This is a genomic window from Zhihengliuella sp., from assembly GCF_031178195.1.
Lineage (GTDB): Bacteria > Actinomycetota > Actinomycetes > Actinomycetales > Micrococcaceae > Zhihengliuella.
In genome coordinates this window covers 20,134-35,126 of record NZ_JAPSJL010000010.1, presented here as the reverse complement: position 1 = coordinate 35,126, position 14,993 = coordinate 20,134, and the positions used below count along the sequence as shown (strand labels likewise).

10 protein-coding genes are annotated in these 14,993 nt (G+C 63.6%); 9 read left to right on the top strand and 1 reads right to left on the bottom strand.

From position 1 onward, the window contains the following. Positions 1–90 precede the first annotated feature (90 nt). From RIN46_RS12950 to RIN46_RS12925, 6 genes are all read left to right on the top strand, one after another. Positions 91–1,902, top strand: a complete 1,812-nt coding sequence (locus RIN46_RS12950) for a dynamin family protein (RefSeq protein WP_309081933.1) — start codon at positions 91–93, stop codon at positions 1,900–1,902. Then, positions 1,895–3,589 (top strand): dynamin family protein, encoded by a 1,695-nt coding sequence (locus RIN46_RS12945; protein ID WP_309081932.1) that lies wholly within the window; start codon positions 1,895–1,897, stop codon positions 3,587–3,589. The genes RIN46_RS12950 and RIN46_RS12945 overlap by 8 nt, the downstream gene beginning before the upstream one ends. After that, entirely contained in the window at positions 3,582–4,673 is a 1,092-nt protein-coding gene (gene thiL / locus RIN46_RS12940; RefSeq protein WP_309081931.1) for a thiamine-phosphate kinase, read from the top strand. Before RIN46_RS12945 ends, thiL begins: the two co-directional genes overlap by 8 nt. A 91-nt stretch (positions 4,674–4,764) precedes the next feature. Then, on the top strand, positions 4,765–5,364 hold the full coding sequence (locus RIN46_RS12935; protein WP_309081930.1) for a hypothetical protein: 600 nt from the start codon (positions 4,765–4,767) through the stop codon (positions 5,362–5,364). Further along, positions 5,361–7,493, top strand: a complete 2,133-nt coding sequence (locus RIN46_RS12930; RefSeq protein ID WP_309081929.1) for a glycosyltransferase — start codon at positions 5,361–5,363, stop codon at positions 7,491–7,493. The genes RIN46_RS12935 and RIN46_RS12930 overlap by 4 nt, the downstream gene beginning before the upstream one ends. Positions 7,494–7,613: 120 nt before the next feature. After that, the gene (locus tag RIN46_RS12925; RefSeq protein ID WP_309081928.1) at positions 7,614–10,475 is read left to right on the top strand and encodes a polysaccharide pyruvyl transferase family protein; all 2,862 of its coding nucleotides are present in this window, start codon (positions 7,614–7,616) and stop codon (positions 10,473–10,475) included. Positions 10,476–10,540: 65 nt separating this feature from the next. On the opposite strand, the gene RIN46_RS12920 is transcribed toward RIN46_RS12925, so the two are convergent. Then, the gene (locus RIN46_RS12920; RefSeq protein ID WP_309081927.1) at positions 10,541–11,275 is read right to left on the bottom strand and encodes an IclR family transcriptional regulator; all 735 of its coding nucleotides are present in this window, start codon (positions 11,273–11,275) and stop codon (positions 10,541–10,543) included. 98 nt (positions 11,276–11,373) lie between these two features. Here RIN46_RS12920 and leuC point away from each other — a divergent pair, with 98 nt between their 5' ends. The 3 genes from leuC (at position 11,374) to murA (ending at position 14,987) form a co-directional block, all read left to right on the top strand. Then, positions 11,374–12,843 carry a 3-isopropylmalate dehydratase large subunit gene (gene leuC, locus RIN46_RS12915; RefSeq protein WP_309081926.1) on the top strand — a complete coding sequence of 490 codons (1,470 nt, stop codon included), beginning with the start codon at positions 11,374–11,376 and terminating at the stop codon, positions 12,841–12,843. Positions 12,844–12,852: 9 nt separating this feature from the next. After that, a complete protein-coding gene (leuD, locus tag RIN46_RS12910; RefSeq protein WP_309081925.1) occupies positions 12,853–13,452 on the top strand; it encodes a 3-isopropylmalate dehydratase small subunit in 600 nt (199 codons plus the stop codon). Positions 13,453–13,658: 206 nt separating this feature from the next. Further along, on the top strand, positions 13,659–14,987 hold the full coding sequence (gene murA / locus RIN46_RS12905) for a UDP-N-acetylglucosamine 1-carboxyvinyltransferase (RefSeq protein WP_309081924.1): 1,329 nt from the start codon (positions 13,659–13,661) through the stop codon (positions 14,985–14,987). Positions 14,988–14,993 lie beyond the last annotated feature (6 nt).

Here is a 14,993-nt window from a genome sequence, read left to right as displayed (position 1 = left end):
ACAATACCAAGACCCGACGCGTCTGTCTTAGGGAGAACGCGGTAGGGCTGGTTGGTGCCAACTGGGTCCCAACTGAGGGAAGATGGGAGAGTGAATGCATTGGACTCAGCGCACGTTGCCGTCGCCGTCGGCACCTTGACGGCAGCGCAACGCGAACTGAACGAGGCCCGTTTCCCTCTGGCTACCGGCGGGAGGGTCGCAGGCGAGCTCGCCCGGGAGCGTGCCGTCGGTCAGCTGCGTGACCACGTGTTGCCCCGGTACCAGAGTCTGGACGCGCCCTTGCTCGCCGTCGTCGGTGGTTCCACCGGTGCTGGCAAGTCGACTCTGGTCAACGCCCTCGTCGGCCGTTCCGTGACCAAGGCTGGAGCGATCCGCCCGACCACGCGTCAGCCCATCCTTCTGCACCATCCTGACGAAGCCGGTTGGTTCCACTCGACACGGATCCTCCCCGAACTCGAGAGGATCGTCGGCCGACGCCGAGATGCACCGGCAACCAGCAGCGCCTCTACCTCGCTGCAGTCATCCGGCAACGAGCCCTACGCCGTACGCTCCAACTCGCTGGTCCTCCTGGCCGACGCGTCCGTTCCCCGGGGAATCGCCCTGCTCGACGCGCCGGACATTGACTCCATCGCCGACGAGAACCGGCGCCTTGCGGGACAGCTGCTCGCTGCCGCTGACCTCTGGCTCTTCGTCACGACCGCCAACCGGTATGCGGACGCTGTCCCCTGGGAACTACTCGATGAGGCCGGGAGCCGGGACATCACTGTGGGTGTGGTCCTCGACCGGGTCCCCGAAGGCGCGGCGGCCGAGATCCGCCCTCATCTGCAGTCCATGCTCGCCAAGCGTGGGCTCGACCAGGCGCGGCTCTTTGTCGTCGAGGAGACGCGTCTCAACGAGAAGGGCATGCTCCCGCATGCATCCGTCAGGGACATCGCTTCATGGCTTGAGGGCCTTGCCTCCGATGCCGCTGAGCGTGCGCTGGTAGCGAGTAGGACGCTGGCGGGCGCCGTGGGACAGATCGCTGGACTAGCGGAGAAAGTGCTCGTCGCTGAGGAGGAGCAGCTCGAGGAGGCCGACCACCTCGCCGGCACCGTCTCGGGCATGTTCGACCACGCGTGTTCCGAGGTCAGCGAGGCGACGCAGGACGGCACGCTGCTGCGCGGTGAAGTGCTGGCGCGCTGGCAGGACTTCGTTGGCACGGGCGAGTTCTTCCGCTCGCTCGAGTCCAGGGTCGGCCGCGCCCGTGATCGGATCGGTGCGTTCTTCACCGGGCGCCCCGTACCCGTGAATGTCGTCGAGGAGGCTATCGAGACCGGACTGCACGCCGTCATCGTGGACTCCGCTGCGCGCGCCGTTGAGCAGGTGCATCGCTCGTGGCGCTCGACGCCCGCCGGCCGGGAGCTGATGCCCGGTGGCGACGCTGGGCGTCTCTCGGATGGGTTCTCCGAACGCGCCGCTGAGGAGGTCCGGGCCTGGCAGACAGACCTGATGGAGCTGATCCGCACCGAAGGCGAAGGCAAACGCTTCACGGCACGCATGGTGTCCTTCGGAGTTAATGGCGTGGCCGTGGCGCTCATGGTGGTCGTCTTCGCCTCGACGGCCGGCCTGTCCGGACTCGAGGTCGGCATTGCCGGCACTTCCGCCGTCGTCGGACAGAAACTCCTTGAAGCCATTTTCGGGGAGGAGGCAGTCCGCCGGCTGGCCAAGAAGGCTCGCGAGGTCCTTGAGGAACGCGTGGCGCAGCTTATGGCCTCCGAAGCCGAGCGCTTCACGGTGCTCCTGGGACCCGTGCGAAGTCCGGCAGACGTGGACCGGCTTCGCGTCGCCGTCGACGAGACGAGGACGTTGGTAGAGACGCGTCGGGGTAACGCGCAGCAGGCAGAAGGCCATAACCGTGGCTAGGCGCGAGAGAGCTGTGCACGCGGCGATCAACGAACTCGACGCCAGACTGGCCTGCCTCCAGGAAGCCGTGGAAGCCGGCCGGGGGAGAATCTCGGATGAAGTGGTCACGCGTGCCGAAAGTGTCGTGGAAAGCGCCCAGTGGCGACGCCGGCTCTCTGCCGACCACACCGTCGTGGGATTCTTCGGAGCCACAGGTTCCGGCAAGAGCTCGCTCTTCAACGCAATCGTCGGCGTGGAACTCGCGCGGACGGCGGCGACCCGGCCGACCACGAGTCACGCGCTGGCCGCGGTGTACGAGCACGAGGGCGCTACCGCGGCCGGCGCGGGCGAGCTACTGGATTGGCTACAGGTCGCCGAGCGGCACGTCGTCTCCGATGCAGCAGAGCCCAGCGCCTCCCGGCGTAGCGCGCTGGGACGGTGGTGGCGCGGCGATTCCGCCGGGCCCTCCGGTGGACTCATTCTCTTGGACCTGCCCGACTTCGACTCGACGACTCGCGAGCACCGGGAGATCGTCGAGCGCATGGCCGGTCAGGTCGATGTTCTAGTCTTCGTCCTCGATCCGCAGAAGTACGCCGATGCGGTGGTCCACCGGGACTTCCTGCGCAGGTTGGCCACGCACGAGGCCGTGACTCTCGTCGTGCTCAATCAGGTCGACCGCCTCGACGAAGCCGAGGTCGAACCGGTCCTCGCCTCGCTCTCGACTCTGCTCGCCGTCGACGGAATCCGGCACCAGAGACTCCGGGCGGTATCGGCCGCCACCGGGCAGGGCATCGACGCTCTGCGCGCGGACGTCAGGGCCATCGTCGCTCAACGCACGGCGGCGCAGGAGCGATTGCTCGCGGATATCGGGCAGAGCGCCGCTCTGCTGGGCGAGGATGCCTCCGAAAGCGATCTCGCCACGCCGGGCTCGCGGCAGCGGGACAGTCTTGCAACCGGCCTCGCCGAAGCCGTAGGCGTGGAGACCGTCGTCAGGGCAGTCCAACGGTCGCACCGACTAGACGCCACGGCGTACACGGGTTGGCCACTCACGAAGTGGATGGCCAAGCTCCGCCCGGACCCGCTGCGGCGCCTCAATCTCAAGGCATCGGAGGTCAACCCCGACATTAATCGCACGTCCCTGCCAGCACAGGGAGCTGCCCAGCGCGCGATGGCGGACGGTGCGGTCAGGAGGTTCACCGACGATGCTGGCACAGGCGCTCCAGCAGTCTGGAAGACGGCCATCCGAGACGCCGGTATCCAGAGTCGCAGGGATCTTCCGCAGAAGCTGGACCGGGCAGTCGCCGGAACCGAGCTCGGCGCCAACGCTAAATCGTGGTGGTGGTACGTCGTCGCCGTTGTCCAATGGGTGGCCCTGGCCACCGCTCTCGCCGGTGCGCTTTGGCTCCTGGGCCTGGCCGTAGCCTCGTACCTGCAGTTCGACCTGCCTCCGGCGCCCAGGAGCTTAGGATTCTCTGTCCCGACGCTGATGGTCGTGGCCGGATTGCTCGGCGGCGTGGTTCTGGCGCTGGCTTCGACGGCGATCGCTCGCCTCGGCGCTGCCATAAAGGGCCGGAAGGTACGACGACGACTCGTTGCCTCCGTAACGGAGGTCGCCGATTGCGCGGTGGTCGGGCCCGTCCGAGCCGAGATCGAGCGCTGCAACAGGTATCGTTCCGCGGTCGTTGGAGCAGGGGGCCCCATTGAGTGACGGATTCACCGAGCAGGATCTCATCGGGACCCTGCTCCGCGGCTACCGCTCGGTAGCCCCGATCCTAGGTCCTGGTGACGACGCGGGAATTCTCGCCGTGCCGGACGGACAATTGGTCACCACTGTAGATACGATTACCGAGGATCAGGATTTCCGCAGGATCTGGCCCTGCGGCTACCGGACCAGGGGATACGACGTCGGCTGGAAGTCGGTGGCCCAGAATCTGTCTGATATCAATGCGATGGGGGCGCGCCCCACAGGGATCGTGACGAGTCTCAGTCTTCCCGCGGATATCGACCTCGAGTGGGTCGAATCATTCGCCGGGGGTGTGTCGGATTCTCTCGAACAGCTCGGCGCGCATGGCTGTGCCATCGTCGGCGGCGACGTCGGACGGGGACGTGAGATCTCAGTCACGACCACGGCCTTCGGCACTCTCGACGGGGGAGAGCCGATGCTTAGGTCCGGAGCGAAACCTGGCGATGTCTTGGCCGTGTGTGGCCCGCTCGGCTTTGCTGCCGCAGGGTTGGCGGTTCTGGAGCATCCGACGGACGATCCCACTGCGTTCTCCGATGACGGATTCCCAGATTCCTGGTCGGCGTCCCTGAGGCGTGCCGTGATGGCGCAACTGCGCCCCCGGCCGCGCCTCGGGGCAGGTGCAGAAGCGCGAGCAGCTGGGGGTCACGCGATGTTGGACATCTCTGATGGTCTGATCCAGGACGCAGGGCGAATTGCAGAAGCGTCCAACGTTATCATACAACTCGACGCGGCGGCTTGCCTAGCCGAGGCAGCGCAGCTCGAAGAACCGGCACGGCTCGCGGCGATCCAGCCGAGTCGCTGGATCTTCGGTGGTGGAGAGGCGTTCGCCCTGTTGACCGCGTTCGACGCGGCGAGCGAAATGCCCCAGGGATGGCATCAAGTGGGACGCGTGGCGCGCGGGGCGCCTTCCGTAGAAGTCGACGGGACTCTGGCCGCCGTGTGGTTGGCCAGGATATCGGACAGCGCTCCAACCGGATGGGACCCGTTCGCGGCTCGGACCGGCGGGACGTCTAGCGGGCGTCAGCCGGATCCTGGTGCCCAGCGGTAGATTGGGATCGGCCTGACGGAGAGGTCAGGTCACCTGTCGCTCCGTCTCTGAGGAGCGGCTGTCCGTATTGCAGAATGATAGGAACTATAGAGTGACCTTCCAGGAGTCCTTGAACGCGTTACTCGACTCAGGAGCGCCACCTGCCGAGTTCGGGACGGCGAGCGAGCGGCGAGCGGACAAGGTCGCGGTCGTCGGCTCGACAGAGCTGATTCGTCTTCTCTCGGAACAGACACGGCCGCTATGCCTCGGTACCCAAGACATCCGAATAGCGTTGGAACAGATCAAGCCAAACGCCCTGATTTGTGAGCCTGTTTCCCGGACAGCCCATCCCGGGTGGACGGGGAAATTGATCAATCCTGCGTCTTTGTCCGGCTACTTTGAAGAACTGCACAGCGTCGCAACCGGGCTCAGCATTCCGCTGATCTGCCTGTGGACCGGTGCCTGTGGCGGCCGTTCTCGGGTCGAACAGGTGCTGATGGCGTCGGACTTGATCTTCGTATCCCGTGCGGAGGACGATCTCTCATCGCTTCGAAGCGATCCCAGAGTCGTCTTCCTCGGGCCTTCCTACGTGAACGGTGAAGCGGTGGCAGCTGCTTCGCGTCGAGATATCGAGGCAATCTGCACCCATCTGAAGTCCCGACCGATGAGGTCCGAGACACCGGGAGTCCCGACCGAGAGGAAGGGTCCATGAGGATCGTTCTCTTCGACGGCATCATGGAGATGCACGTCGTCTTTTCATTGGCACGGGCCTTGCGTCAGAGGGGCCATGTGGTCAGTGTCACCGGCAAGCTAGCTGGCGGGTACACGTTCATCGAGGACGAAGCCGACCGTTCACGGGTCACCACCGCGATTGAGCGGGTCCGTGACTTCGGGCCCGACGCTGTGCTGGTGTTTCGTCCAGCGAGCCTGCCGTTTGACCTCCTGAGACAGCTTCGTGAGGCGACCCAGGTGACGGCTGGGCGGCTCGTGGCGTGGTTGTCCGATGATCCCGTTCTCTGGAAACTCTCCTACGGTCCGGTGCTCGACTTCTACGACGTGATCCTTCATTGCGGGGGTCGAAAGCTTTTGGAGTTCTACGAGGAGAAGCACGGTCGCCCGACCGGCGTGAACTTCCCCTTCTGGACCGACTCTGTTGCTTTTCCATATGTCTACGGGAGATACCCTGCGGAGACGGATGCCGTTTTTCTCGGTAACGTCAGTGACCGAATTCGCCGTCAACGCTACTTTGAACTCGGCCAACTGAATCTGAGTCTGCGGATACACGGGAAGATCGGTGACGACTATCATCGCCTCTTCGGAGGTTATCTTGATACGACGGAAGAGATCGTGGATGCCGGATCGCGGGCCCGCGTGGCAATCAATATTCCGCAGTACTTCACCGATCATCTGGGGCAGAATACGTGGTTTGATGGCCTTGGCGATCTCGGCCATTTTCAGGTGCCGAGCCGGGTTGTCCAATATGCTGCCATGGGCCTGCCGGTGGTCAGCTTGGAACCCGGGTGTGACGCGGGGGGCATTCCGGAAGTTCTGAAGGCGGCTGATAGGAACCAATTAGAAGAGAGGGTTCGTCAAATTATTGAGTCCGAATCTGCCGTGGATCTATCACTCGCCATCCGGGAGCGGTTTCTTCGCGACTACTCGGCAGGGGCGCGGGCGCTCGCGCTCGAGAACATCCTTGAATCCGAGGAATGGCGGAGGCTGGATGCAGGGGAGCGTGCGGAATGGTTCGCGTCGTTCGATGGAACACAGGTGGACGCTGCCGTCGTCGCCGAGGCTCGTTCGGGTTCGCTGGCGCCGAGGGTTTCCATTCGAGGCATCGGCCGAACGGCTGAGGAGCTGCAACGTCTACATCTGGAGTCCGAGGTCCGTGCGGCCCGCGGATGTACGGTCGCCGTCATCGGGGACGGCTGGGGGGATCACGTTTCGACGGCGCGGATCGTGACGCGTGCGCTCGGTCGCCTCGGACACGACGTCCTCGAGGTCAGTCCCCGGATTCAGCCGGAGTTGTTCCGACCGGACCCCTTTTCCGAATTCGCGGGATTGGTGGACGTCGACAGCATAACCGCTCAGAACGGTTCCCCTGTGGATGTGGTGATTTGCACCGGGGACCGCTTCCTCCCGGTGCGAAAGGGAGGCCCGACGGTCGGGTCGGCCCGGCTTCCCGTCATCGTCCATGGGATCAACTCGGGCGGCTACGATAACCGGCTCGGCCGTCTGATCAGTGCTGCGGATGCGGCGACCATGACGAGTGAGCCCGCGGCCGACGAGTGGCGCGCCCGTGGTTTCTCATCGGTGCGACATGTTCCGGACCTGATGGACCGTGACTTCTGCAAGCTCTTCCTCATGCAGTCCAATCGGCCGCAGCGAGTGGCGGTACTCGCCCAACGCGCGCCGCATATCACAGTATGGGGCGGTATCGCGTCGTGGGTTCCAGGTGAGGTCGACCGCTTCATCATCGACGAGGAGCGGACCCAGTCACACGGGCTCGGGCGGGTGGCTCGGGCCGTGAACGGCCTGATTGTCTTCGCACTGTCGGATCCTTCCAGGCCCGGCCGGATGCCGAACCGCTTGCTGGGCCACGCCCTGTTCGGCGGTGGACTCGTAGTGCTGCCGCGAAATGATTCCGTTCCTTCTGCCCTCAGGTCGGGGGTCAACTGCCTCGTGGCTGGTTCGCCCGACGAAGCCCATCGCAAGATCACGAGGCTGTCCCGAACCCCCGAAGCGCTCGAAGCGGTTCGAGCCGCCGGCGTGCGACACGCATGCACCGAGTTCGCGGCCGAAGAGCGGATCCAACTCCTGCTGGAGGAGTTTGTGAATTGACGCGGGCCCCAAAGGGTCGTGCCAGCCTGGTGCCTGCGTAGTGGCGTGTTGGCAGAAGCCGCTCCGGGGCTGGCTGGTATAGTCTCACCGGAGTTGCCCCCGCGCGAATTTAGGACACTAGTGGACGAGAAAATTGAGCAATTAAAAGATGAGTTGCGGAGTAAGATATTCGACCAAGGATTTCATTGGCGCATTCTCTTCATTGGGACTTCCGTCAATGGAACAACGGACATCGTTTCTTCGCTTTCTCGGTCGCTCCGAAATCTTGGGCATCACGTTCTAGACCTTGATACAAGGCGTCATCGCATCCTGCATAATCCGCAGCGCCGGCAGGGTGGTATGGGACCGGTGTACGTGCAGTATGACAAGATCGAACGAACGGTAGATCGGTTTCAGCCGCAGGTTATCGTGTGCTGCGCCGGCGGCATGACGTTCACCGAGGAAGACGCCCAGAAACTCAAAGACCGCGGTATCGTCCTTGTTGGCATCACACTGAGTGATCCAGACGTCTTTCCCACAATTCGCGACCACCAGCTCGTCTTCGATCTGCATACCACCAATGCCGAGATCGCGTTGGAAATGTATCGTGAGGCAGGTGTGGAGAACACGGTCTACTTCCCGTTCGGCATCGACCGTGGATTCGTCACGCAGGAGATCGCCAACACGGATAAATTCGATGCCGACGTGATCTGTCTCGGGCATGCGACGAATAGGCCTGACAGAAATTCAATGATGTCTGCGCTGGCCAAAAAATTCGATGTCAAGACGTATGGTCGGGGCTGGGATATCCCAGATTCGCAGACTGTCGCGGGAACCGAGATGGTGCAGGCACTTCAGGGGGGAAAGATTCACGTCAACTTCCCGTTGACGCGCGCCGGTTACATTAACATCAAATGCGGCGTCTTCGAATCTGCTGGACAGGCTCGTCTCGTCGCCACGGGGCGATTTGACGAGATGTCTAGGTTCTTTACCTACGGCGAAGACATTATCGGCTACGACGATGAGGAAGATCTCGCTCGTCAAATCGGCGAGATACTGGCTGACCCGTCCGAATACGAGCGAATTGCACTCAACGGCTTTCGCAAGGTCATCACCGAACACCTCTACGAGCACCGGTGGATGGGCCTCTTCGACACCCTCCGGCGTTTGGGCACCGAGGGAGCCTCGTGGCTTAGTGCTGAGCGCCGAGACCAGATCGAGACGACGCTTTCGCAGTCCCTTCCGCGTTCCAAGAAGGTAATTGTTTCTGGCTTCTATGGGGCGCGGAACCTCGGCGATGAGATGATCCTCAGGTCTATCAGCTCGAGTCTGATGCGTGCGGACGATGCTGTTCAGGTGTACGTGGCGTCAGAGAGTCCCACGCAGGTAGAGGCCGCACATGGTCTGCAGGCTTTTGAACGTAAGAATCACACTGTCAGTGCCTACCAGGTGAAGACGGCGTCCGCAGTGGTTCTCGGTGGCGGTGGGCTCTGGCACGACTACACTTTTGCGCGCGGTGGTGGGCTCGCCGCCATGTTCACCGGGGGAACAGTGTCCATGGCTGGGTTCGGGATCCTGCCCCTGATGGGCAAGGTCCTTGATGTGCCCTTCCATGTCGTCGGTTTGGGCGTAGGCCCACTGACGGACGAAACGGCTCGGAAGACCGTCAAATACTTGGCCAGCCACGCCGATTCGATATACGTGCGCGACCCCGAATCAGGAGAGATTCTGCGTAATCTGCCCGTTCGGGAAGAGCTCGTTCACGTAGGACCGGACAGTGTCTACGCGGTCGACTTGACGGACGTTCAAGCCGTCGTCCCGCCTGCACTTCAGGACTTGAAGGATCAGGGTTATACGATCGTCGGGCTCAATCTGCGACCGTGGGCGAAGGAAGATATGATGGCCGTGGCGTTCAATGTTCGGGACGCCATAGTTGAAGTAGCGGGTCGCCTCCGGGAGCAGGACAAGAAGCTCGCGGTGGTGGCTCTTCCAATGCAAGCTGGACAGAGCATGGATCGGAAGGCCATCGGGGAAGTCACAAGACGCCTGCCCAGTTATATACCCTCGGTCTTCATCGACGAGGCAGGGGAACTGTCGCTCGACGCTTACATCGGTGCGCTCGAGAGTTGTTCCGTCCTCGTCTCTATGCGATTGCACGCAGCGCTCATCTCTCACCGAGTGGGTGTCCCGGCAGTCGGTCTCTGCTATGACCCTAAGGTGTATCGGCACTTCGACGAGGTAGGGCGGACCATCGACGGGCTCGAGCTGACGGCCACTCCCTCGGAAATCGCGGATCGTGTATCGGTCGCTATCTCTGAGGGCCTGTCAGATGCGGCCACGCAAAAGGTGCGTACGCTCGAAATCGAGGCCGCGAATTCGCTGGGCCACTCTGTGCGCGCTATCGCGAAGACCCCAGCGGTCCCTGCTGTCTACGAGGTCCCCGCTGATGGAGAGGCGCCGACCAAGAAGAAGTCCGTGGCCACACGGCAGTCCGCGGCGCATTTCGCGAAGATGGGTGCAACAGTCGAAGGCATTCCGGGTCAAACCGTGCGGAGCGATGGTCCTGTACGAAGCGGACTCCACCGGCTCGACCTCGGAATGCTCATGACGTCGCCGGCACCGGGAATGAAGGTCGAGCACGTCGGCGTCCTGGCTTTGACAGAGCAGAAACCCACTCAGATCGAGTTCGTTTTGCACAGTGAGTACTCCAATCCACGGGCGCTCGGCAAGCTCTTCATAGAACTCGAGATCGGGGACTACTTGTTCCGGCATGACTTGGCGGCAAGCTCGGAACCGGTTCAACTGAATTTCACGACGAATGGCCAGAAGCCTGTTCAGGTGAAATTCCGCGTAGTCGCCGAGGCTGCAGCCTTCCGGGCCAAGTCTTGGGACCGAGCAACCAATGTCTCACTCGAAATTATTGGTACAAAGCATGTGCAGCGAGCCCGGGCAGAGTCGCTCATTGCCAGCGCTGGCGACGTGGCGTCGCAGGGCGTCGGTTGACAAGAATGAACCGCGAAGGGCTCGCATTCGACGTTCGTCGAATGCGAGCCCTTCGCGTCGTCTGGTCAGGTCTCTCGCGTCGTCGTGTCCTGAGTACGCAAGGCGGAGCTGAGCTGGACCGCCGTGTGCACGACTGCTTCGGCGTGAATTTTGCCGGGCTGGCGGGTGAGTCTCTCGATCGGACCGGATATCGATACAGCTGCAATGACGCGACCATTGGGGCCTCGGACTGGGGCTGATACGGATGAGACGCCAGGCTCGCGTTCTCCGAGGCTCTGGGCCCAGCCGCGCCTGCGCACGCCCGAAAGTATGGTGGGCGTGAAGCGTGCCCCATCGAGTCCATCGAGGAGCCTCTGATGGTCCTCCCAGGCAAGGAGGACCTGCGCCGCTGACCCGGCCTTCATGGAGAGCTGCGTGCCGACGGGGATGGTATCGCGTAGACCTACCGGACGTTCCGCGGAGGCCACGCAGACCCTGCTGTCGCCCTGTCGCCGGAAGACCTGGGCACTCTCACCGGTTTGGTCGCGAAGCTGGATGAGCAGTGGCCCTGCGGCCGCGATGAGCCGGTCCTCTCCTGCGGCCGACGCGAGTTCGACCAGACGGCTTCCCAGGATGAAGCGCCCGTGGATGTCCTTGCCGAGAAGTCGGTGGTGGACCAGCGCCTGAGCCAAGCGGTGGACCGTCGGCCGGGACAGCCCTGTTGCCGATACCAACTGGGCGAGTGTCGTTGGGCCCGCCTCCAGAGCGTCCAGCACCATCGCCGCCTTGTCCAGCACGCCTACGCCACTCGAATTGTCCATACGTTGATATTAGCGTCTCGTTATGTGAGACGCGAGCTAGGCTGCTGGCCACCGGTGAGCGGTGGTGCTTTCCTTGAATCATCGGCAAATTTATTGTCATGGAGGACGCGATGATTGATCGGCAGAAGCCGCAGACGCTGGCTGAGAAGGTGTGGGCGGATCATATCGTCCGCCGTGGTGAGCGGACAGGGGGGACGCAGGAGCCCGACCTGCTCTACATCGACCTTCACCTGCTCCACGAGGTCACGTCGCCACAGGCATTCGAGGGACTGCGTCTCGCGGATCGGAAGCTCCGTCGACCCGACCTGACGATTGCCACCGAGGACCATAACACTCCCACGCTGGAGATCGATAAGCCGATTGCCGACCCGACCAGCCGCACCCAGATCGAGACGCTCCGGCGGAACTGCGCTGAGTTCGGAGTCCGACTCCACTCTCTGGGTGACAAGGAGCAGGGCATCGTTCACGTGGTCGGTCCGCAACTGGGACTGACCCAGCCTGGTATGACCGTCGTGTGCGGTGACTCGCACACCTCCACCCATGGTGCTTTCGGGGCCCTCGCAATGGGCATCGGGACGTCCGAGGTGGAGCATGTGATGGCGACGCAGACGCTGTCGCTGAAGCCGTTCAAGACCATGGCGATCAACGTCGAGGGAACCCTCAAGCCGGGTGTGACCTCAAAGGACATCATCCTTGCGGTTATCGCGAAGATCGGAACCGGCGGGGGCCAGGGCTATGTCCTCGAGTACCGCGGCTCCGCTATCCGTGCGCTGTCCATGGATGCCCGCATGACCATCTGCAACATGTCGATCGAGGCCGGGGCCCGCGCCGGGATGATCGCCCCCGATCAGACGACTTACGACTACATCGAGGGCCGCCCCCATGCGCCGACCGGTGCAGAGTGGGACGCTGCGGTCGAGTACTGGGAATCGTTGAAGACGGATGACGAGGCCTCGTTCGACGCCGAAGTTCACATCGACGCCGACGAGTTGGAGCCGTTCGTCACCTGGGGCACCAATCCGGGCCAGGGAGTCTCGCTGTCCGGACGTGTGCCCGCGCCGGAGGACTTCGAGGACGAGGGCGACCAGCAGTCGTGCGAGCGGGCGCTCAAGTACATGAACCTCGTGGCAGGCACTCCGATGAAGGAGATCCCCGTCGACACGGTCTTCCTCGGCTCCTGCACGAACAGCCGCATGGAGGACCTCCGGGCGGCCGCTGAGATCATCCACGGCCGGAAGAAGGCCGACAGCGTCCGGATGATCGTCGTGCCCGGCTCCGCGCGGGTCCGCCTCGAAGCCGAGGCCGAGGGGCTCGACAGGGTGTTCAAGGAGTTCGGCGCCGAGTGGCGCTTCGCCGGATGCTCCATGTGCCTGGGTATGAACCCGGACCAACTCGCGCCGGGGGAGCGGTGCGCGTCGACCTCCAACCGCAACTTCGAGGGTCGCCAGGGCAAGGGCGGGCGCACCCACCTCGTCTCTCCGCTCGTCGCGGCCGCCACGGCGATCAGAGGCACCCTCAGTTCGCCGTCCGACCTTCCCCCCATCGCCACTGCGGCCCAGGCAGCCTAAGGAGTCCCCGTGGAAAAGATCATCGCTCACAGCGGCATCGGCGTGCCGCTGCCCCAGAACAACATCGACACCGATCAGATCATCCCTGCCGTCTACCTGAAACGGGTGACCCGCACTGGCTTCGAGGACGCACTGTTCGCTGCGTGGCGCCGCGATGAGAACTTCGTCCTCAACCAGGAGCCCTACCGCAATGGCTCCGTGCTGGTGGCAGGTCCCGACTTCGGCACCGGATCATCACGCGAGCATGCAGTCTGGGCGCTCAAGGACTACGGCTTCAAAGCAGTGATCTCCTCGCGCTTCGCCGATATCTTCCGTGGCAACGCCGGCAAGCAGGGACTCGTGGCAGCACAGGTCGCCCAGCCCGACGTCGAGCTTCTCTGGAAGGAGCTCGAGAACCACCCCGGGACGGAGATCACCGTCGATCTGGAGAACCGCCTCGTCTCCTGCGGTGCCATCAGCGTCCCCTTCGAGATCGACGACTACACGCGGTGGCGCCTCATGGAGGGCCTCGACGATATCGGGCTGACCCTCCAGCAGGAAAGCGACATCGAGGCCTACGAGCGGACCCGACAGGGCTTCAAGCCGAAGACCCTTCCCGCCCGCACCTGACTCAATATCAGCCGTAGCCGCGCTCGGAAAGCTCCGAGGGCGGCTGCTCGCTTCGTGCGAGAGGGAACAATCGCCGACGCGTCGGGACGCGTGCGCAAGGACACTCGTGAGCCGCATTCCGGTCCCCGGAATCCCCAGGCCCCGGTTGTATGCTTACGTGGTGCTTCCGGCGCGAGCCGGTAATCGACGAACGTGAGGTTTGATCCATGGGCAAAGTCCTGACCATTCATGGCGGTGCGCCTCTGCGCGGAACTGTCAACGTCAGGGGGGCCAAGAACCTGGTGCCGAAGGCCATGGTCGCCGCGCTACTGGGCGACAGCCCATCCGTGCTGCGCAACGTGCCGGAGATCCGCGACGTGGAAATCGTCACCGGACTGCTGCAGATCCACGGCGTCACCGTGTCGAAGGACCCGGAATCCGGCGATCTCACGCTTGACCCGCGCGGGGCCGTTCGAGCCTCGTCCAAGGAGATCGACGCTCACGCCGGCGACTCCCGGATCCCGATCCTCTTCTGTGGGCCGCTCATCCACAGCATCGGCGAGGCCTTCATCCCCGATCTGGGCGGCTGCCGGATCGGCGACCGTCCGATCGACTTCCACCTGAACGTCCTGCGCGCCTTCGGTGCCGTGGTCGACAAGCGGACGGACGGCATCGCCATCCGCGCCCCGCACGGGCTCACCGGAGCGAAGCTTGAGCTGCCCTACCCGTCGGTGGGCGCGACCGAGCAGGTGCTCCTCTCCGCCGTTCGCGCGGAGGGCATCACGGAACTGAAGAACGCGGCCGTCGAGCCGGAGATCATGGATCTCATCGCGATCCTGCAGAAGATGGGCGCGATCATCCAGGTCCAGACCGACCGGGTGATCCGGGTCGAGGGCGTTCCGACACTGTCGGGCTACAACCACTTCGCGGTCGGGGATCGCAACGAGGCCGCCTCGTGGGCCTCGGCCGCACTGGTGACCAAGGGTGACATCTTCGTCGAGGGGGCCCAGCAGCCCAATCTCACCGCCTTCCTGAACACCTTCCGCAAGGTCGGCGGCGCGTTCGACGTCCACGACAACGGAATCAGGTTCTACCACCCGGGTGGCGAGCTGAAGCCGCTGGTCCTGGAGACCAACGTCCACCCGGGCTTCATGACCGACTGGCAGCAGCCGCTCGTCGTGGCGCTCACCCAGGCGCGTGGCGTCTCGATCGTCCACGAGACCGTGTACGAGAACAGGTTCGGATTCACCGAGGCACTGGTCCGCATGGGGGCCACCATCCAGCTCCACCGAGAATGCCTCGGCTCGGTTCCGTGCCGCTTCGGACAGCGGAACTTCCTCCACTCCGCCGTCATCACCGGCCCGTCGAAGCTCATGGGGCAGGACATCGACATCCCGGATCTCCGCGGCGGCTTCTCCCATCTCATTGCAGCGCTTGCAGCCGAGGGCAGCTCCCGGGTGACGGGGATCGAGCTGATCAACCGCGGCTACGAGCACTTCCTGGACAAGCTGCAGGGCCTCGGCGCCCGTGTCGAACTGAGCGAAGAGCACAGCTAAGGGGAT